The sequence below is a fragment of the Aquabacter sp. L1I39 genome (assembly GCF_017742835.1).
Classification (GTDB): Bacteria; Pseudomonadota; Alphaproteobacteria; order Rhizobiales; family Xanthobacteraceae; genus L1I39.
This window is the reverse complement of the sequence record NZ_CP072392.1, coordinates 1598376-1615994: the sequence shown is the minus strand read 5'-3', so window position 1 is coordinate 1615994 and position 17619 is coordinate 1598376. Positions and strand designations below refer to the sequence as shown.

At 68.4% G+C, this 17619-nt stretch carries 17 protein-coding genes; 6 read left to right on the top strand and 11 right to left on the bottom strand.

What is annotated here, in order from left to right; translation table 11 throughout:
• Nucleotides 1-20: 20 nt before the first annotated feature.
• From J5J86_RS06970 to J5J86_RS06950, 5 genes are all read right to left on the bottom strand, one after another.
• Nucleotides 21-182, bottom strand: a complete 162-nt coding sequence (locus J5J86_RS06970; protein WP_209104134.1) for a hypothetical protein — start codon at nt 180-182, stop codon at nt 21-23.
• Nucleotides 183-190: 8 nt separating this feature from the next.
• Entirely contained in the window at nt 191-1906 is a 1716-nt protein-coding gene (gene kdpA / locus J5J86_RS06965) for a potassium-transporting ATPase subunit KdpA (protein ID WP_209104132.1), read from the bottom strand.
• A gap of 72 nt (nt 1907-1978) precedes the next feature.
• The gene (locus tag J5J86_RS06960; protein ID WP_209104131.1) at nt 1979-2068 is read right to left on the bottom strand and encodes a K(+)-transporting ATPase subunit F; all 90 of its coding nucleotides are present in this window, start codon (nt 2066-2068) and stop codon (nt 1979-1981) included.
• Between the two features lie 367 nt (nt 2069-2435).
• Nucleotides 2436-3647 carry an MFS transporter gene (locus tag J5J86_RS06955; protein WP_209104130.1) on the bottom strand — a complete coding sequence of 404 codons (1212 nt, stop codon included), beginning with the start codon at nt 3645-3647 and terminating at the stop codon, nt 2436-2438.
• 10 nt (nt 3648-3657) lie between these two features.
• Entirely contained in the window at nt 3658-4482 is an 825-nt protein-coding gene (locus tag J5J86_RS06950) for an aldo/keto reductase (RefSeq protein ID WP_209104129.1), read from the bottom strand.
• Between the two features lie 151 nt (nt 4483-4633).
• On the opposite strand from J5J86_RS06950, the gene J5J86_RS06945 reads away from it, so the two are divergent.
• Both J5J86_RS06945 and J5J86_RS06940 read left to right on the top strand, forming a co-directional pair.
• Nucleotides 4634-5584 (top strand): LysR family transcriptional regulator, encoded by a 951-nt coding sequence (locus tag J5J86_RS06945; protein ID WP_209104128.1) that lies wholly within the window; start codon nt 4634-4636, stop codon nt 5582-5584.
• 67 nt (nt 5585-5651) lie between these two features.
• Complete coding sequence (locus J5J86_RS06940) at nt 5652-6947, top strand: aminotransferase class I/II-fold pyridoxal phosphate-dependent enzyme (RefSeq protein WP_209104127.1); 1296 nt, start codon at nt 5652-5654, stop codon at nt 6945-6947.
• Nucleotides 6948-6962: 15 nt separating this feature from the next.
• On the opposite strand, the gene J5J86_RS06935 is transcribed toward J5J86_RS06940, so the two are convergent.
• Nucleotides 6963-7667: a DJ-1/PfpI family protein gene (locus J5J86_RS06935; RefSeq protein WP_209104126.1), complete on the bottom strand. Its 705-nt coding sequence runs from the start codon at nt 7665-7667 to the stop codon at nt 6963-6965.
• A 99-nt stretch (nt 7668-7766) separates the two neighbouring features.
• Complete coding sequence (locus J5J86_RS06930; RefSeq protein ID WP_209104125.1) at nt 7767-8567, bottom strand: TetR/AcrR family transcriptional regulator; 801 nt, start codon at nt 8565-8567, stop codon at nt 7767-7769.
• A gap of 157 nt (nt 8568-8724) precedes the next feature.
• On the opposite strand from J5J86_RS06930, the gene J5J86_RS06925 reads away from it, so the two are divergent.
• The 4 genes from J5J86_RS06925 (at nt 8725) to J5J86_RS06910 (ending at nt 12844) form a co-directional block, all read left to right on the top strand.
• Nucleotides 8725-9552: a cyclase family protein gene (locus J5J86_RS06925; protein WP_209104124.1), complete on the top strand. Its 828-nt coding sequence runs from the start codon at nt 8725-8727 to the stop codon at nt 9550-9552.
• Nucleotides 9553-9667: 115 nt separating this feature from the next.
• The gene (locus tag J5J86_RS06920; protein WP_247658427.1) at nt 9668-10540 is read left to right on the top strand and encodes a 3-keto-5-aminohexanoate cleavage protein; all 873 of its coding nucleotides are present in this window, start codon (nt 9668-9670) and stop codon (nt 10538-10540) included.
• Nucleotides 10540-11556, top strand: a complete 1017-nt coding sequence (locus J5J86_RS06915; RefSeq protein ID WP_209104122.1) for an SMP-30/gluconolactonase/LRE family protein — start codon at nt 10540-10542, stop codon at nt 11554-11556. Before J5J86_RS06920 ends, J5J86_RS06915 begins: the two co-directional genes overlap by 1 nt.
• Nucleotides 11557-11593: 37 nt before the next feature.
• Nucleotides 11594-12844, top strand: a complete 1251-nt coding sequence (locus J5J86_RS06910) for an ABC transporter substrate-binding protein (protein ID WP_247658172.1) — start codon at nt 11594-11596, stop codon at nt 12842-12844.
• A 58-nt stretch (nt 12845-12902) separates the two neighbouring features.
• Here the strand turns inward: J5J86_RS06910 and J5J86_RS06905 are convergent, their stop codons facing one another.
• The 4 genes from J5J86_RS06905 to J5J86_RS06890 form a co-directional block, all read right to left on the bottom strand.
• Nucleotides 12903-13718: a hypothetical protein gene (locus tag J5J86_RS06905; protein WP_209104120.1), complete on the bottom strand. Its 816-nt coding sequence runs from the start codon at nt 13716-13718 to the stop codon at nt 12903-12905.
• On the bottom strand, nt 13718-15211 hold the full coding sequence (locus tag J5J86_RS06900; protein WP_209104119.1) for an arylsulfatase B: 1494 nt from the start codon (nt 15209-15211) through the stop codon (nt 13718-13720). Before J5J86_RS06900 ends, J5J86_RS06905 begins: the two co-directional genes overlap by 1 nt.
• On the bottom strand, nt 15208-16125 hold the full coding sequence (locus J5J86_RS06895) for a formylglycine-generating enzyme family protein (RefSeq protein ID WP_209104118.1): 918 nt from the start codon (nt 16123-16125) through the stop codon (nt 15208-15210). The genes J5J86_RS06900 and J5J86_RS06895 overlap by 4 nt, the downstream gene beginning before the upstream one ends.
• 225 nt (nt 16126-16350) lie before the next feature.
• Entirely contained in the window at nt 16351-17373 is a 1023-nt protein-coding gene (locus tag J5J86_RS06890) for a helix-turn-helix transcriptional regulator (protein ID WP_209104117.1), read from the bottom strand.
• Nucleotides 17374-17619: the final 246 nt, after the last annotated feature.

The window sequence follows — 17619 nt, the reverse complement described above, 5'->3', positions numbered from 1 at the left end:
AGAAGCTCCCGGAAAGAGGTCTAGCGCGCCGTCAGATGCGCCACGAGGGCGACGACCGACTGGATGGCCACCGCCGCCATGAGGCAGGCGATCGCGGCGATGAGGATCATTTCGGAGGCGAGGGGTCCCCGGCGGCGCGGGTCTGGCCGTCGGGTGAGCCTGTGGTGTGGGTTCGCGACCATGGCGCGCCTCAGCTTCCCGCCCCGAAGCTCTGGCCGGCAATGGCGGCCAGGTGCTCCACGATGGGGCCGAGCGAGAGGGCCGGGAAGAAGGTGAGCCCGCCCACGATCAGGATCACCGCCACCAGCAGGCCCACGAACAGGCCGCCATGGGTGGGGAAGGTGCCCGCCGAGGCCGGCACGGTCTTCTTGGCCGCCAGCGACCCGGCAATGGCCATGGCCGGCACGATCATGAAGAAGCGTCCCGCGAACATGCCGATGGCCAGCGTCACATTGTAGAACAGCGTGTTCCCCGAAAGCCCGCCGAAGGCCGAGCCGTTATTGGCGGCGGCGGAGGTGAAGGCGTAGAGGATCTCGCTGAAGCCGTGGGGGCCGGGATTGCTGATGGCCGCCACCGTCGCGGGCAGGACCGTGGCGATCGCCGTGAAGCCGAGCATCATCAGCGGCAGGACGAGAATGGCCAGCATGGCCATCTTGACCTCCTTCGCCTCGATCTTCTTGCCCACATATTCCGGCGTGCGGCCCACCATGAGGCCGGCGACGAACATGGCGATCACCACGAACACCAGCATGCCGTAGAGCCCCGCGCCCACGCCGCCGATGATGATCTCGCCCAGCTCCATATTGATGAGGGGGATCATGCCGCCGAGCGCGGTGAAGCTGTCATGCATGGCATTCACCGCCCCGCATGAGGCGGCGGTGGTGATGACCGCGAACAGGGCCGAGCCGAGGATGCCGAACCGCACCTCCTTGCCCTCCATGTTGCCGCCGTCGAGCCCGAGGGCATGGAGCGCCGGGGTGCCGGCGGCTTCCGCCCCATAGGCCACGACGACGCCGGCCAGGAACAGGACGCCCATGGCGGCCAGGATCGCCCAGCCCTGCCGCTCGTCGCCCACCATGCGGCCGAACACATTGGTGAGGGCGGCGCCCAGCGCGAAGATGGCGACCATCTGCACGAAATTGGACAAGGCGGTGGGGTTCTCGAAGGGATGGGCGGCATTGGCGTTGAAGAAGCCGCCGCCATTGGTGCCGAGCATCTTGATGGCCACCTGCGAGGCCACCGGGCCCACCGCGATGGTCTGCTGCGCGCCTTCCAGGGTGGTGGCGTCCACGGAGGCACCAAGCGTCTGCGGGATGCCCTGCCAGACCAGGAAGAGCGTGAAGACCACGCAGGCCGGCAGCAGCACGTAGAGGGTGCAGCGGGTCACATCCACCCAGAAATTGCCCACCGTCTGCGCCGAGGCCCGCGAAAAGCCGCGCACCAGCGCCAGCGACAGGGCGATGCCGGTGGCCGCCGACAGGAAGTTCTGGTGGGTGAGCCCCAGCATCTGGCTGAGATAGGACAGGGTGCTCTCGCCCCCGTAATTCTGCCAATTGGTGTTGGTGAGGAAGCTCACCGTCGTGTTCAGCGACAGGTCCGCCGGCATGGCGGCCATGGCCTGCGGGTTGAAGGGCAGCACGTCCTGCAGGCGTAGCACCGCATAAAGCAGCACGAAGCCGCCCACATGGAAGGCCAGCATGGCCAGCGTATAACCAAGCCAGGTCTGCTCGCGCCGGGCATCGACGCCGGCCAAGGCATAAAGGGCGCCTTCCACCGGCTTCAGCACCGGGGAAAGCAAGGTGCGCTCGCCCGCGAATACGCGGGTCATATAGCCGCCGAGCGGCCGGACGAGCGCCAGCACGATCGCGCAGAACAGCGCGACCTGGATCCAGCCATTGAGGGTCAAGGGTGCCTCCCGAAAGCACGTCCGCGCGACGCCGCGTACGGCTCGCGCCTGGAACATGCCGTGGACAGAGAGTTAGAAACGCTCGGGCTGAACCAGCGCGAACGTGAGGTAGAAGAGGAGGCCCGCGGTGACGAGGCCTCCCAGGACGAAGTCGAAGGTCATGGGGCGCTCCTGCGCGGCCGCCTGAAGATCAGGACGGCATGGGGTGCGGTTCAGAGCCGGTTGCAGGCGTAACTGTAGCCTATGGCCAGGGCGAAAAGCGCCGTGGCCAGGAGGATCATCAGAATATCGAGCATCGTTTCTGGCTCATGCGAAGATGATCGGCCGGGGAATAAATCTCGCGGTCGTGTTCAGCGGCGACATGTTCTGTCGCGGCGCTGTAGGATCAAGGTGTCACTTCGCGCATAAAAATTCGAGACGGCGGACGCAGGGTAAAAATAAAAATCTCATAAAGATTTCGGGCCAGTGGCCGGGCACAAAAAAACCCCCGGCCGGGGCCGGGGGGTGTCCGCGTGAAAAGGGCGTCCGGTCAGGCGCCGCAGGAGGCGAGGGCCCGCGCCTTGTGGCGCCCGCCTGCCACCACCAGCAGAAGGCCGGCGGTGGCCAGCAGGGCGCCGGAAACGGACACCGCCGCATAGCCAAGGCCGAGGCTGATGACGGCGGCCCCCACCGCCGCGCCCACGGCATTTCCCAGGTTGAAGGCGCCGATATTGATGGCGGAGGCGAGGCCCGGCGCCTCGGCGGCGGCTTCCATCACCCGCATCTGCACCGGCGGCACGAGGGCGAAGGTGGCCGCGCCCCAGACGAGCAGGCCGATGGCGGCGCCCGCATGGCTTTGCAGCGCGAAGGGCAGCACCAGCATGATGATGACGACGGAGGCGAGGAAGATCCGCGTCGCGCCTTCCAGCGACCAGTCGGCGAGCCGCCCCCCCAGCCAGTTGCCGATGGTAAATCCAAGGCCGATGAGCACGAGACCCAGCGTCACGAAGCCGCCGGAGGCGCCCGTAATGGTGGTGAGCGCCGGCGCCACATAGGTGTAGAGCGCGAACATGGCGGCCGAGCCCATCACCGTGGTGGCGAGCGCCAGGAGCACGGCGGGACGGGTGAGCACGGACAATTCCCGCCGCACGTCCGGCATGCGGCCCGCCGCCCCGTGCGGCAAGGCGATCCACAGGGCCGCGATGGCAATGAGGCCGAGCACTGCCGTGCCGGCAAACGCCATGCGCCAGCCCACCTGCTGGCCGACCCAGGTGGCGGCGGGCACGCCGCCAATATTGGCGATGGTGAGCCCCATGAACATGGCCGCCACCGCGCTCGCCTGCCGCTCCTTCGGCACCACGCTCGCCGCCACCACCGCGCCGAGCCCGAAGAAGGCGCCATGGTTGAGGCTGGTGACGAGGCGCGAGGCGAGCAGGGTGAAATAGCCCGGCGCCAGGGCCGACATGATGTTGCCGAGGGTGAAGATGGCCATGAGCAGCATCAGCGCCGTGCGCTTGCCGAAGCGGGAGAAGGCCAGCGTCATGATGGGCGCGCCCACCATGACGCCGATGGCATAGGCGGAAATGAGCAGCCCGGCGGTGGGGATGGAGACATCCACCCCCTCAGCAATCACGGGCAGGAGGCCCATGGGCGAAAACTCGGTGGTGCCGATGCCGAAGGCGCCGATGGCGAGGGCGAAGAGCGCCCAGCCCGCGTGCGGGGTCTCGTGCGTGGCCTGCGGGGCGGTGGTGTTCTGGTCCATGGCGAGATCCTCACGCATCCCAGGCCGGGGCGAGGCCGCGGGGGTTCACGAGACGGCCGTCGGGCCGGGCGAGCGCGGCGATTGCGGCGAGGTCCGCCTCATCCAGCGCGAAGTCGAAGATGGCGATGTTCTCCTTCACCCGCTCCGGGCGGGCGGTCTTGGAGAGGGCCACATAGCCCTGCTGCACCAGCCAGCGCAGCGCCACCTGGGCCGCGCTCTTGCCATGGCGGGCGCCGATGGCCTGGAGGACCGGGTCCTTGGGAACCGCGCCATCGGCCATGCCGTAATAGGCGGTGAGCGCGATGCCCGCCTCCCGCGCGGCGGTGGCGAGCGCCAGCTGGGGCAGATAGGGATGCAGCTCCACCTGGTTGGTGACGATGGGCGCCTTGGACAGCGCTGCCGACTGCTGCATTTGCGCGATGTTCTGGTTGCTGACGCCGATGAAGCGCGCCTTGCCGGCGGCCTGAACCTCATTGAGGAGCGCGATCTGCTCGGCGATGGGCACGGCCTCGCCCGGCCAATGGAGGAGGAGCAGGTCGACCCGGTCGGTCTTCAGGCGCTCCAGGCTTTCATCCACAGAGGCGGCGAAGGGGCCGGGGGCATATTTGTCCACCCACACCTTGGTGGTCAGGAACAGGTCTTCCCGCCGGGCGCCGGCCTTTTCCAGCGCGCGGCCGAGCGCTGCCTCGTTGGCATAGATCTGGGCGGTGTCGAAATGGCGGAAGCCGGCTTCAAGGGCGGCGGGCACCACCCGCTCCACCTCGGCATCCGACATGCGGAAGACGCCGAAGCCGAGGGCGGGAAGGGTCGCGCCGTGCGTGGTGACGGTCTGCATGGGGCCTCTTTCGGGCAGGCACCTTCGGCCAAGGCGGCCGGGCGGGTGCGGGAATGGCACATGACGCCGGAGATAGGCCGCGCGAGCGGGCTTGATAATCGCCCCGCGCGTCCCATGATCTGTGAACCGAGATCACAGGTGGTGGGAGCGCATGGATAATCGCGCGGGCGAGATGCAGGTCTTCCTGCGGGTGGTGGAGGCGGGCAGCTTCTCCGAGGCGGCGCGGCTCATGCGCATGACGCCCTCCACGGTGAGCAAGCTGGTGGCGCGCATCGAGGCGCGGCTCGGCGTGCGGCTGGTGGAGCGCTCCACCCGCCGCCTGTCGCTCACCGCCGAGGGCCAGCTTTATTATGAGCGCAGCCAGGCCCTGCTCCAGGAACTGGACGAGGTGGAGCGGGATCTCTCCCGCGATGCCGCCTGCCCGGAAGGCACGGTGCGGGTGAACATTTCCGTGGCGCTGGGCATTCATGGCCTCGAACCGCTGCTGCCCGCCTTCTGGCAGGCCTATCCCCATATCGTGCTGGACCTGTCCTTGTCCGACGAACTGGTGGACCTTTATCTGGATCGCACCGACGTGGCCTTCCGTGTCGGCCCACTGCCGGATTCCGGCGTCACCGCCCGTCGGCTGGGCACCGCGCGCCGCAAGATCGTGGCCGCGCCCGCTTATCTGGAGCGCCACGGCATCCCGCGCACGGTGGAGGATCTGGCCCACCACAATTGCCTGGGCTTCAACTTCCGCCGCGCCGTCCCGGTCTGGCCCATGCGGGAGGGCGGGCGTGTGGCGGAGCGGGCGGTGCGCGGCGCGCTGCTGTCCAATAATGGCGAGACGCTGCGCCAGATGGCGCTGGCCGGCGTCGGTCTCGCCCGCCTCGCGGACTTCCATATGCGGGAAGACGTGGCGGCCGGTCGCCTGGTGGAGGTGCTCACCGACGTGATCGCGCCCGATGAGGAGGGCGTGCACGCCGTCTTCCTCGGCGGCCCACGCATGCCCCGGCGGGTGCGCGCCTTCCTGGACTTCATGGTGCCCCGCCTCCAGCATTTCCTGGAGGCGAGCGGCACGGCCTGCGCCGTCGCGGCCGCACCAACATTGCAGACAATTTGACTTTGTCTGCAGTGCAGAGTCTTAGTCTGGTCCTCAGTCCAGCCAGAATCCCTTCGAGGAGAACCCCGTGATTGCCGGCCGCACCCCCAGCGAGATCGCCCACTCCATCCGCGTGGCGGTGGAAGGGGGACAGCTGGCGCGGGGGGAGGCGCTGCCCACGGTGCGAGGGCTGGCGGAGCAATTGGGGGTGAACCGCAACACGGTTGCGGTGGCCTATCGGCATCTGGCGGCGGCCGGGCTGCTGGAGGGTCGGGGGCGGCAGGGCAGCCGTATCGCGCCGGCCACGGGCGCGCCCCTGGCGCGGCGCGCTGCCGCGCGCGACCTGTCGGGCGGCAATCCCGACCTTGCCTTGCTGCCGGACCTCAACGCCGTGCTCAAGACCTTGGCCTGGCAGCCCCGTGCCTATGAGGATGCCCCGGACGATCCCGAGCTGATGGCGCACTTCCGTGACGAATTTGGCCGCGACGGTCTGCCCGCGGGCGATCTGTGGCTGGCCTCCGGCACGTTCGACGCGGTGGGGCTCATCCTGCGCAAGATGGTGCCGTCCAGCGCGCCGCTCGGGGTGGAGGATCCCTGCTTCATGACCACGCTGGGCTTTGCCCGGCAGGCGGGATACCCCGTCCTCCCCATGGCGGTGGACGAGGAAGGCGTGACGCCGGAGGGCCTTGCCCGTGCGCTTGAGGCCGGGGCGCGGGCAGTGATCCTCACCCCCCGGGCGCAAAATCCCCTGGGCGGTTTCTGGAGCCCGGCGCGCCGCGCCGCCTTGGGCGACGTGCTGCGCGCCCATCCCGACGTGCTGTTGCTGGAGGACGACCACTTCGCCCCCCTTTCCGTGGCGCCCGCCATGACGCTGGTGGCGCCCGACCGGCCCCATTGGGCCATCATCCGCTCGGTGTCCAAGGTGGCGGGGCCGGACCTGCGGCTGGCGGTGGTCAGTTCCAGCCGCGCGGTGCGCCGCGCCTGCCTGCCCCTTGCCGCCTGTTCCGCCCGCTGGGTCAGTTCCATCCTGCAAGGCTGCGTGAAGGCGGTGCTCACGGTGCCCGGTCATGCCCAGCAGGTGGCGCGGGCGCGGGCAAGCTATGCCCGCCGGCGGGAGGCCGCCCGGGCTGCGCTGGCCGCCGAGGGCATCGAGGCCCGGGGACGGGACGGCATGAATCTGTGGATCCCCGTGGCGGACGAGGATGCGGTGACGCGCCGCCTTCTGGATGCGGGCTGGACGGCGCGGCCGGGAGCCGCCTTCCGGCTCGCCGCTCCGCCCGCAATCCGCATCACCACCAGCGCGCTGGAGGACGATGAGGCTGTCGCTTTCGCCCGTGCCCTTGCCGCCATCCTGCGGGACGAGGTGGTGGTGCGGGGAGCCTGAGCGGCCCCCGCGCGCTCACGCCGTCAGGCCCAGCCGACCCGCCACGCGCCGGGCCGTTTCCAGGCGGCGGGCGGTGATGGGGGCGAACATCTCCCGCGCCGCGGCGACCACCGCCGCGGGCGCGCGCTCCGGCGTGCCGGCATCGAAGGGCGGCTCGGGCTGGTATTGCATATAGAGCTGGATCTGCTGGGCCGCCGCATCGCCCCGCAGCAAGGCGGCGAGCTGCAAGGCGCCGTCGATGCCGGAGGTCACGCCGCCGGCGAAGATGGCATTGCCGTCGATCACCACCCGGTCATGCACCGGAATGGCGCCGAGCAGGGGCAGCACGTCCATGGCCGCCCAATGGGTGGTGGCGCGGCGTCCCTTCAGCAGGCCCGCCGCCCCGCACACCAGGGCGCCGGTGCAGACGGAGAGCACGAACAGCGCGCCTTCCGCCTGCTGGCGGATGAAGGCGAGGGTCTCCTCGTCCTCCATCAGCGCTTCCTGCCCCGGCCCGCCGGGCACGTGCAGCACGTCGAGTCGGGGCACCTCGGCGAAGGTCTTGTCCGGCACGAGGGTGAGGCCGCGCGTGTCCTTCACCGGCACGGTGGTCTTGCCGGCCACATGCAGGGTGGAATTGGGGATGCGGGAGAGCACCTCGAAGGGGCCGGTGAAGTCGATCTGGTCCAGCCCGTCGAACAGGATGGAGCCGATCTGAAGGTGCCGGTCGGCGGGGATCATGGCTGTCGCTCCTTCGGCCAGCCGGGAAGGAGGCCGTGCCAAAGGTGTGCGGCCGCAGGGGCGGATCGTCAAGACAAAATATGACAAAGACTGTTTGTCTTATTTTGTCTTATGTCCCTCCCGCCCTTCGAGGCCCGCGGGATCACCGGCTTCCACGGCGGCGGGAATGCCAGCGCTCACGAAGCGCACGAAGGGCTCGAACACGGCCGGATCGCCGGCAGTGGCGGTGCCGCCGGACAGGCGCTCGATGCGCTTGTCGGCCACATACATGAGCAGCGCTCCCACCGCATATTCATAAGCCCACAGCAGGCGCCCGCGTTCCGTACCGGGTAGGGCGGCGCCCATGGCCTCCAGGAAGGCGTCCACCAGCGGATCATAGAAGCGCTCGATGATGGCGGTGGCCTCCGGCCCCGGGTCCCACGCCGTGCGCGCGACGAGCAGCGAGAAGGAATCCCCGCTCGCCGTGCCGTGCAGGCGCACCACGGGCTCGGCCCAGGCGCGCACGATCTCCTCCACCCGGCCTCGTCCCGGCCCCTTGGCGCCCACCTCCCGGATGCGCGCGATGCGCTCATCCAGATTGACCTTGCGGTGCTCGAAGACGGTGGCGAAGAGCTCAGGCTTGCGGCCGAAATAATAGCCCACCAGCGCCAGCGGCACGCCCGCGCGCGCCGCGATGTCGCGCACCGAGACGGCCGCATAGCCGCGCTCGGCGAACAGGATTTCCGCGCTTTCCAATATGTCCGCCCGCCGGTCGGGCCGCTGCGCCTCGGCGGCGGGGACGGCCGAGCGGGGACGCGCCCGCGCCGGCTTGGGCGCGCCTGTGGGAGCGGCGGCGCGGCCGCTGGTCCGCTTGCGCGCCGTCTTGGCGGGCGGGGCGTTTTCCTCGGGCGGCGGGGCCATGGTCTCTTCCCGGTCCATTCTGGTCTTTTTGGGCCTGATCCTGTCGCAACATGCGTACTATGGCGGGCCGCGCCGCCGGGCGCAAAACCCCTCCGTCGACGAGGTCGGTAAGCAGCATCGGATTGTATGTTGAACAATCGTACAAAAAAATATACGCATGTATAAAAGAAGGCGCCGAAAGCGCGCCGCGCGAAACCGGACGGAAGCGCCCTTGCCGAGATTCATCGATATCTCCATCCCCCTGGAGAATGACGTCCCCGCCGACCCGCCCTTCCAGCGGGTGCGCATCGACTATTCCGCCCATGCGGAGACCGCCGGCGTACTGGCCGGGGCCTTTCCGGGTTTGAAGCCCGAGCAGCTTCCCGATGGCATGGGCTGGGCGGTGGAGACGGCGCACATCTCCACCCATAACGGCACCCATGTGGATGCCCCCTGGCACTATCACCCCACCATGGATGGCGGGGCCCGGGCCAGCACCATCGACGAGATCCCCCTCGACTGGTGCTTCCGCCCCGGCGTGAAGCTGGACTTCCGCCATTTGCCCGATGGCCATGTGGTGACCCCCAACGAAATCGACGCCGAGCTGGCCCGCATCGGCCATCGCCTCCAGCCCCTCGACATCGTCATCGCCAACACCGCCGCCGGCGCCCGTTATGGCCAAGCAGATTATGTGGACAAGGGCTGCGGCTTCGGCCGCGCCGCTACGCTCCACCTGGTCGACCAGGGCATTCGCGTCGTCGGCACGGACGGCTGGAGCTGGGATGCGCCCTTTTCCTTCACCGCCCGGCGCTTTGCCGAGACGGGGGATGCCTCCCTCATCTGGGAAGGCCACAAGGCCGGACGCGAGAAGGGCTATTGCCAGATCGAGAAGCTGCACAATCTGGAAGTGCTGCCGGCCACCGGCTTCACGGTCTCCTGTTTTCCGGTGAAGATCCGCGCGGCCTCCGCCGGCTGGACCCGGGCGGTCGCCATCCTGCCCGACTGATTGCCGGCGCGGGATCCCCGCGCGGCCCCCTGACATCGAACACGCCTCGGGAGACGCAACCTTGAGCAAGGTCATCATTACCTGCGCGGTGACGGGCGGCATCCACACGCCCACCATGTCCGACGCTTTGCCCATCACGCCCGACCAGATCGCCGAGCAGGCCATCGCGGCGGCGGAAGCCGGCGCGGCCATCCTGCATCTGCATGCCCGCGACCCCAAGGACGGCCGCCCGACGCCCGATCCGGCGGTGTTCATGGAATTCCTGCCGCGCATCAAGCAGGCCACCGACGCGGTGATCAACATCACCACCGGCGGCGGCCTCAACATGACCGTGGAGCAGCGCCTCGCCGCCCCGCTTCAGGCGGCGCCGGAAATGTGCTCGCTGAACATGGGCTCCATGAATTTCGCGCTGCACCCCCTGGCCAAGCGCTATTCCAACTGGAAGCACGAGTGGGAGGAGCCCTACCTCCTCGGCACCAAGGACTTCATCTTCCGCAACACGTTCGGCGACATCGAACGGATCTACAAGATGCTGGGCGAGGAGCACGGCACCAAGTTCGAGCACGAATGCTACGACGTGGGCCACCTCTATAACCTCGCCCATTGCCTGGACCAGGGCTGGTTCCGCCCGCCGGTCTTCCTGCAGCTCATCTTCGGCATCTTGGGCGGCATCGGCGCCGACATGGACAACCTCATGTTCATGAAGCGCACGGCCGACAAGCTGTTCGGCAAGGACTACCAATGGTCCGTGCTGGCGGCGGGCCGCCACCAGATGCCGTTCGCCACCCAGGCCGCCATGATGGGCGGCAACGTGCGGGTGGGGCTGGAGGACAGCCTGTTCATCGGCCGCGGGCAGCTTGCCTCCTCCAATGCCGAGCAGGTGGCCAAGATCCGCCGCATCCTGGAGGAACTGGGCCACGAGATCGCCACCCCCGACGAGGCCCGCGCCACGCTCGGCCTCAAGGGCGCCGATCGCGTGAGTTTCTGATGGCCGCGCCCAACCCCCTCGACGGCTTCACGGTGGAACCGGCGGGCCTCTCCTATGTGGGGGAGGGCCTCCAGCGGCCGGAATGCATCCTGGCCGAGCGCGACGGCTCGCTGTGGAGCGCGGATGCGCGCGGCGGGGTGGTTCATATCCGCCCCGACGGCACCCAGCGCCTGGTGACCCAGACCGAGGCGACGGATTTTTCCGCCGCCACCGACGAGGAGACGCGCTTTGTCTCCGGCACCTTGCCCAACGGCCTCGCCTTCGCCCGCAATGGCGACATCCTGATCTCCAATTTCGGCACCGACCGGCTGGAGATCATGACCCGCGACGGGGCGAGCCGGGTGCTCGCCGACAGCATCGATGGCGCGCCCATCGGCAAGGTGAACTTCGTGCTGCGCGACAGCCGCGACCGCATCTGGCTGACCATCTCCACCCGCATCAAGAACTGGATGCGGGCCATGAGCCCCAATGTGGCGGACGGCTATATCGCCCTCTACGACCAGGGCCGGCTGCGCATCGTCGCCGACGGGTTTCGCTTCACCAACGAGATCCGGCTCGATGCCAAGGAGGAATGGCTCTATGTGGCCGAGACCTGCGGGCGCCACGTCACGCGCCTGCGCGTCCAGCCCGATGGCAGCCTGACTGACCGCGAAGTCTTCGGCCCGTCCGACCATGGCGCCTTCATCGACGGCATCGCCTTCGATGCCCACGGCAATCTGTGGGGCACCCATGTGATGACGGACCGCATCTTCGCGCTCACCCCCGAGGGCGACCTGCGCATCCTGCTGGATGACGACAAGGACAGCGCGGCCGGGCGCACGCTCATGGACGCCTTCGCGGCGGATGCGGCGACGCCCGAATTGATGCTCGCCTGTGGCGGCACCATCGCCCCCTGGTTCGCCAGCATCACCTTTGGCGGGCCGGACCTGCGCACCGTCTATGTGGGCAGCCTCCGGGGCACCCGCATTCCCGCCTTCCGTTCGCCGGTGGCGGGCCTGCCCATGGCCCATTGGTGAGCGCGTTCACGACAAAGAGACATCTGGGAGGATGACTATGTTGAAGACATTCCGCACCGCCGCCTTGTCCGGCTGCGCCCTGGCGCTCGCCGGCCTCGCCGCCGGCCCCGCGCTCGCCGAGAATTCCAATGGCACGGTGAAGATCGGCGTGCTCACCGACATGTCGGGGGTCTATTCGGACATCACCGGCAAGGGCTCGCTGATCGCCGCCCAGATGGCCATCGACGACTGCCTGAAGGCCGAGTGCAAGGGCATGAAGATCGAGATGATCTCGGCCGACCACCAGAACAAGGCCGACATCGCCTCCGCCACGGCGCGCAAATGGATCGACGAGGAAAATGTCGACGTGCTCGCCGACATGTCCAACGCCTCCATTCAGCTCGCCATCGCGCCGCTGGTGAAGGAGAAGAACCGCGTCGCCCTGTTCCCCGGCGGCACGGCGCGCCTCACGGGCGATGCCTGCCAGCCCGGCCATGTGGTGCAGTGGATGTGGGACACCTATGTGCAGGTGGCCGGCATCGCCAACCGCCTGACCCAGCCGGGCACCTCCTGGTACCTGGTGACGGCGGACTATGCGCTCGGCCATCAGCTGGAGGCCGACACCAAGACCGTGGTCAGCGCCAAGGGCGGCAAGTTCCTCGGCTCCGTGCGCCACCCCTTTCCGGCGGTGGACCTGTCCTCGCCGCTGCTCACCGCGCAGGGCTCGGGCGCCGACATCATCGCGCTCGCCAATGCCGGCAACGACACCGTCTCGGGCATCAAGACGGCGCGCGAGTTCGGCATCATGGGCTCCAAGCAGAAGCTGGTGGCCTTCTTCCTCACCGCCCTCGACGTGAAGAGCGTCGGCCTGCCCACCGCCCAGGGCACGCTGCTGTCCGAAGGCTTCTACTGGGACCTGGACGACGGCACCCGCGCCTTCTCCGAGCGCTTCAAGGCGCAGAATGGCAAGATCCCGTCCGCCATCCATGCGGGCGTCTATTCCTCCATCCTGCACTATCTGAAGGCGGTGGCGGCGGCCAAGACCGACGATGCCGAGACCGTGGTGGCCAAGATGCAGGAACTGCCCATCAAGGACGACGTGGTGCGCAATGCCAAGCTGCGCGAGGATGGCCGCATGGTGCACGATTTCTATGTGTTCCAGGTGAAGTCGCCGGCCGCCTCCAAGGGCGAGTGGGACCTCTATGACCTGGTGGCGACGCTGCCCGGCGACGAGGCCTTCCGCCCGCTCTCCCAGAGCGCCTGCCCGGCGGTTATCGCCAAGCGCGATGGGACGGCCAAGGCCAAGTAGAACTCAGGTCTCTTGAATGAAGAAAGGCCCGGAGGATCCCCCTCCGGGCCTTTCTCGTTCAGAAGCGATAGGTGGCGCCGATGACGGGCCCCTGGAGCTGCACGTCATACAGGAACTTGCCGGAGCTATAGTCCACCGACAGATAGCGATAGCCGGCACGCAGGGCCAATTGCCTGGTCCACTGGTAGTTGACCGTGCCGATGGCTTGGTAGGTCAGGCGCGAGCCCACGTCGAAGCCGCCGATATCGCCCACCACGGTGAGGCTCCAGTCCCCGCCCAGCGGCGTGGTGAAGCGGCCGACAATGAGCGGGTCCACCCATCCCTCGGTCTCGCTATAGCTGAAGCTGGGCAAGGGCGAGGCATTGTCGAAGCTCAGGCGGTTGCCGAGCAGCCAATAGCGCAGGCCCGCGCCCACATCGACGCTGGTGCCCGCCGCCTCATAGAGGCGATAGAGCACATCGCCCTGGAGGGTCAGGCTGCGGGAGCGGATTTCCAGATTGCCCGCATAGGGGCCGGGCAGGCTGGCGGAGGGCGACACCTGGAGGAACATCACGTCCGCCAGGAAGCCCCAGCGCCCCACCCGCATCTCGCCGGCGCCCATGATGCCGCCGTCAAACTGCTTGAGAATGTCGCCGAAGCTCATGTCCACATTCACCGGCGGCAAAGGCGGCAGCGTGCCGGTCTGCCCGCTCATGGCGCTCGCCCACAGATAGCCGGTGAACAGGAAGGTGGGCGTGTCCGCCGTTGCCACCGGGATCGGGGGCGGGGCCACCTGCGCCTTGGTGGCAAGGTCGGCGGCGCCGGCCGGCGCCGTGGCGGCCAGCGCCAGGGCAGCGCCGAGCGCCGCCTTTCGGGAGAAGGACTTGCGGCGCATCAATCGTCCTTCAGGCCGAGGTCATAGAGCGCGTCCGTCGGGGTGGACGGCGCATCGGAGAGGGTGGCGCTGAGGGCCGCCTGGTAGAAGAGCGGCGGGGCCATGGTGCGCGCGAGCGCCACCACATGGTCCTGGAGGGCGGCCACCTTGTCGGGATGCTTCGCCGACAAATCGGTCTTCTCGCCGGGGTCCTGGTCCAGGTTGAACAGCTCCACCTTGGGCGGAAGCACCGCGTGCCAATAGAGCTTCCAGGCGCCCTCGCGCACGGCGCCCTGGGTGGGCTCCACATTGTAGACAACGCCCGGGCGGGGCGAGCCCTTGCCGCTGGCCAGCGAGGTCCACACATCCATGCCGTCGAGCGGCTTGGAAAGGGAAAGGCTGGCGCCGGCGAGCTTGGCGAGGGTGGGCAGCATGTCCACCACATGCATCACGCCGTCCAGGGTACCGGGCGCGATGCGGCCGGGCCAGTTGGCCACCGCCGCCACCCGCGTGCCGCCCTCATAGAGCGAGCCCTTGCCGTCGCGCAGGGGGGCATTGCTGGCGGGCAGTTCTCCGGCCACCGCCCCCTCGCCCACGAACATCTTGTTGCGGGTGCCGCCATTGTCGGAGTGGAACACGATGAGCGTGTTCTCGCGCATGCCGCGCTTTTCCAAAGCCTCCACCACCTTGCCGATCTGGTCGTCCATGGCGGTGATCATGGCCGCGTAGGCACGCCGGGACGGATCCTTGATGTCCGCATAGCGGTCGAGATAGGCCTGGGGCGCCTGGAACGGGGTGTGGGGGGCGGTGAAAGCCAGATAGAGGAAGAGCGGGGTCTTGGGGTCGTGGCCACCGATCAGCCGCACCGCATCGGCGCCGAACAGCTCGGTATCGTAGCCCTCTTCATGGACCACGGTGTTGTCGCGATACCAATCCACCACCCCATGGGCATCGTGCTTGAAGTGGTCGATCTCCCCCACCAGGGCGCCATAGAAATAATCGAAGCCCCGCTGGCGCGGCCAGTAGTCCCGCTTGCCATGGCCCAGATGCCACTTGCCCACCAGGGCGGTGGAATAGCCGACGCTTTTGAGCGCCTGGGGCAGCAGGAATTCGTCGGTGGCCAGGCCGTAGCTGGCCCCGGAAGGGATGACGCCGGTCTGGAGCCCGTAGCGCATCGGATACCGCCCGGTCAGCAGCGCCGCGCGGGTGGGGGTGCACATGGGCTGGGTGTAGAACTGGCCGAGCTTGGCGCCGGTGGCCGCCAGCTTGTCGATGTTCGGCGTCTTGATGTCCGAGCCCTGGAAGCCCACGTCGGCAAAGCCGAGGTCGTCGGCCAGGATGTAAAGGATGTGCGGACGCGGCGCGCCGGCGCCGCCCGACTGGGCGCGCGCGGGGGCGGCGAGGGCGGAAAGGCCGGCGACCGCCGCCATGAAGCCCGCCGAGCCGGCGAGGACGTCGCGACGGCTGGGGCCGGAGGGGCGGGTATCTGTCGCGGGGTGCGCGGTGTCGGTCATGGTCTGTCCTGGGTGGTGACGCGCCGGACGCAGCGGAAGCCGATATGTCCGGTCGCGGAATCGATGGTCTGGCCCTGCCGGGCGGCGGGCCGGTAGCGGGAGCAATAGCTGGGCGCGCACAGGTGCGAGCCGCCCTTGATCACCTTGCGCGGCATGGGAAGGCCGGGATCGGCCGGGTCACGGCTGCCGGCCTCGGTCCCGCCACGGGGATTTCGGGGCAGGCAGCAGGAGGGCACATGGTGGTTGCGGTACCAGTCGGCGGTCCATTCCCACACATTGCCGATCATGTCGTGAAGGCCGAAGCCGTTGGGCGGGAAGGCATCCACCGGCGAGGTGCCGATGAAGCCGTCCAGGGCCAGGTTCTCCACCGGGAAGCGGCCCTGCCAGGTATTGGCGCGGTGGATGCCGCCCGGCGCCAGGTCCTCGCCCCAGGCATAGGGGGCGCCGTCGAGCCCGCCGCGCGCGGCATATTCCCACTCTCCCTCGGTGGGCAGGTCCTTGCCGGCCCAGCGGGCATAGGCCAGCGCATCCGCATGGGCCACATGGACCACGGGATGGTGTTCCAGGCCAGAAAGATCGCTGCCGGGGCCGGCGGGATGGCGCCAGTTCGCCCCTTCCACGAACCGCCACCATTGCGTCCAATCGCCGAGGGTGGGGCAGGTGGCGGGGGGCGTGAAGACGAGCGAGCCGGGCACCAGGAGGTCGGGATCCGCGTCGGGATAGTGCCGCGCGTCGGGGATCTGCTCCGCCAGCGTGACGCGGCCAGTGGAGGCGACGAAGCGGGAGAAGTCCCCATTGGTCACTGGGAAGCGGTCGATCCAAAAGCCGTCCACGGCCACCTCATGGACGGGGGCTTCCTCGGGATAATGGTCGTTGGACCCCATCCTGAAGGTGCCGCCCTCCAGCCACACCATCTCCGAAGCCGGAACCCGAGCGTCTCGGGAGAAAGGCTCCTGGGAAAGACGATCCTTCCGGTGACGTTCTGTGTGCGCGTGGGTCTTGTGGTCCTGCATGCCTGTCTCGTGACGCACACCAGCCAGCCTTGCCCGGGTGCGACAAAGCGTTCCTGTAGCCAAGGACCGAGGGGGTCACAATTGCCATTTGGCGCCAAGGCCGCCCTGACGCAGCGGCCCGGCGGGTCAGGCACAGGCTCGGCCGGCGTTCCGCCGATAGGCAAGAGGCGTCGCGCGTTCCCAGCGCCGGAAGGCGCGGATGAAGTGGGCCGGGTGGGAATAGCCAAGCGCATGGGCAATGCTGGCCACCGGCAAGCCGGTTTGGGACAAATAACGCTGCGCCTCGCCCCTGCGCCACTCATCCACCAGATACTCGAACGTCAGGCCGAGCGCTTCGAGGCGCCGTTGGAGGCTGCGGGGTGAAAATCCCAGTGTCCGGGCCGCATCCGCCAGGGAGAGCGTGCCCGCCAGGGCCGCGCTCTCGAAGATGAGCGGCAGGCATTGGAGGAGGCGCTCATCCCCCGGCACATGGTCCGAGGCGTCCAGCCGGCGCTCAGGCGGAAGCGGGAGGTCTCTCAAGGGGCCGGGAAGGGCGGACGGCCGGTCAAGGAGTGCGGCGTCGAAGGTGAAGGAGAGCGTTCCGCCCGAGAAGGTCACTGGAGCCTGGAGCGCGTCCTCATAACGGTGGGGCGCCACCTGCGGGCGGTGGGGCAGGCCGATCTCAAGCGCGGCATCCGCGCCGAGCAGCGCGCGAAACACTCCCGTCATGAAACCGGCAACGCCGTCATTGAGCACGCTGGCATGGCCAAGGTCACTGTCTTCCATGTGATGGCGCCAGATGGCGCGGTCACCCACCCGCTCCACGCTCAGCTTCACCCCGCTCTGGATGGCGGGCATGGAACGGGCATGGGCGGAAAGGCTCTCGCGCGGCGTGCGGCCGGAAAACAGGGCCCGGCCCATCAGGCCCAGCGCGTCGGGCCGCGCTGCGCCGGCGAGCGCGAAGCCGAACAGGGGCGCACCCGCCTGACGGGCCGCCGCTTGCAGCAAAGTGCACATCTGAGCCCGCGCCACCACGGCGCCCGCATGGATGTCCTGCACATCGGGGATGCCGGCGCGGGAGAGCGCTGGCCCGAGAGCGAAGCCGTGCTGCGCGGACAGATCCGGCAGCATGTGAACGATGGCGAGGCTGACCGGATGCCGATCCCCCATCGCGCTGCCTCCTTCTCCCCCGCTTTCTTATGCCTTCTACGCACGGCCCTGTCACGCCGCCGCGGCGACAGGCGGTGCCGAGGCCGGTCTTCCAGCACAGGTTGAAGTTGATTTCGCCAAGGCAGTCATGAAAAGCAAAGAGAAAGCTATTGAAAGATTAGGTAACGGATCGAAGAGTCGTTTACTATTGTGCCAATAGGACTTGGTCTATATTCATTCAACCTCGCGCCGGATGTTCCTGGTGGA

Coding starts and splice junctions, on each gene's coding strand:
- J5J86_RS06970 (WP_209104134.1), bottom strand. CDS start 182: ATGGTCGCGAACCCACACCACAGGCTCACCCGACGGCCAGACCCGCGC.
- J5J86_RS06960 (WP_209104131.1), bottom strand. CDS start 2,068: ATGACCTTCGACTTCGTCCTGGGAGGCCTCGTCACCGCGGGCCTCCTC.
- J5J86_RS06955 (WP_209104130.1), bottom strand. CDS start 3,647: ATGGACCAGAACACCACCGCCCCGCAGGCCACGCACGAGACCCCGCAC.
- J5J86_RS06950 (WP_209104129.1), bottom strand. CDS start 4,482: ATGCAGACCGTCACCACGCACGGCGCGACCCTTCCCGCCCTCGGCTTC.
- J5J86_RS06945 (WP_209104128.1), top strand. CDS start 4,634: ATGGATAATCGCGCGGGCGAGATGCAGGTCTTCCTGCGGGTGGTGGAG.
- J5J86_RS06935 (WP_209104126.1), bottom strand. CDS start 7,667: ATGATCCCCGCCGACCGGCACCTTCAGATCGGCTCCATCCTGTTCGAC.
- J5J86_RS06930 (WP_209104125.1), bottom strand. CDS start 8,567: ATGGCCCCGCCGCCCGAGGAAAACGCCCCGCCCGCCAAGACGGCGCGC.
- J5J86_RS06925 (WP_209104124.1), top strand. CDS start 8,725: ATGTATAAAAGAAGGCGCCGAAAGCGCGCCGCGCGAAACCGGACGGAA.
- J5J86_RS06920 (WP_247658427.1), top strand. CDS start 9,668: ATGTCCGACGCTTTGCCCATCACGCCCGACCAGATCGCCGAGCAGGCC.
- J5J86_RS06915 (WP_209104122.1), top strand. CDS start 10,540: ATGGCCGCGCCCAACCCCCTCGACGGCTTCACGGTGGAACCGGCGGGC.
- J5J86_RS06910 (WP_247658172.1), top strand. CDS start 11,594: ATGTTGAAGACATTCCGCACCGCCGCCTTGTCCGGCTGCGCCCTGGCG.
- J5J86_RS06905 (WP_209104120.1), bottom strand. CDS start 13,718: ATGCGCCGCAAGTCCTTCTCCCGAAAGGCGGCGCTCGGCGCTGCCCTG.
- J5J86_RS06900 (WP_209104119.1), bottom strand. CDS start 15,211: ATGACCGACACCGCGCACCCCGCGACAGATACCCGCCCCTCCGGCCCC.
- J5J86_RS06895 (WP_209104118.1), bottom strand. CDS start 16,125: ATGGTGTGGCTGGAGGGCGGCACCTTCAGGATGGGGTCCAACGACCAT.
- J5J86_RS06890 (WP_209104117.1), bottom strand. CDS start 17,373: ATGGGGGATCGGCATCCGGTCAGCCTCGCCATCGTTCACATGCTGCCG.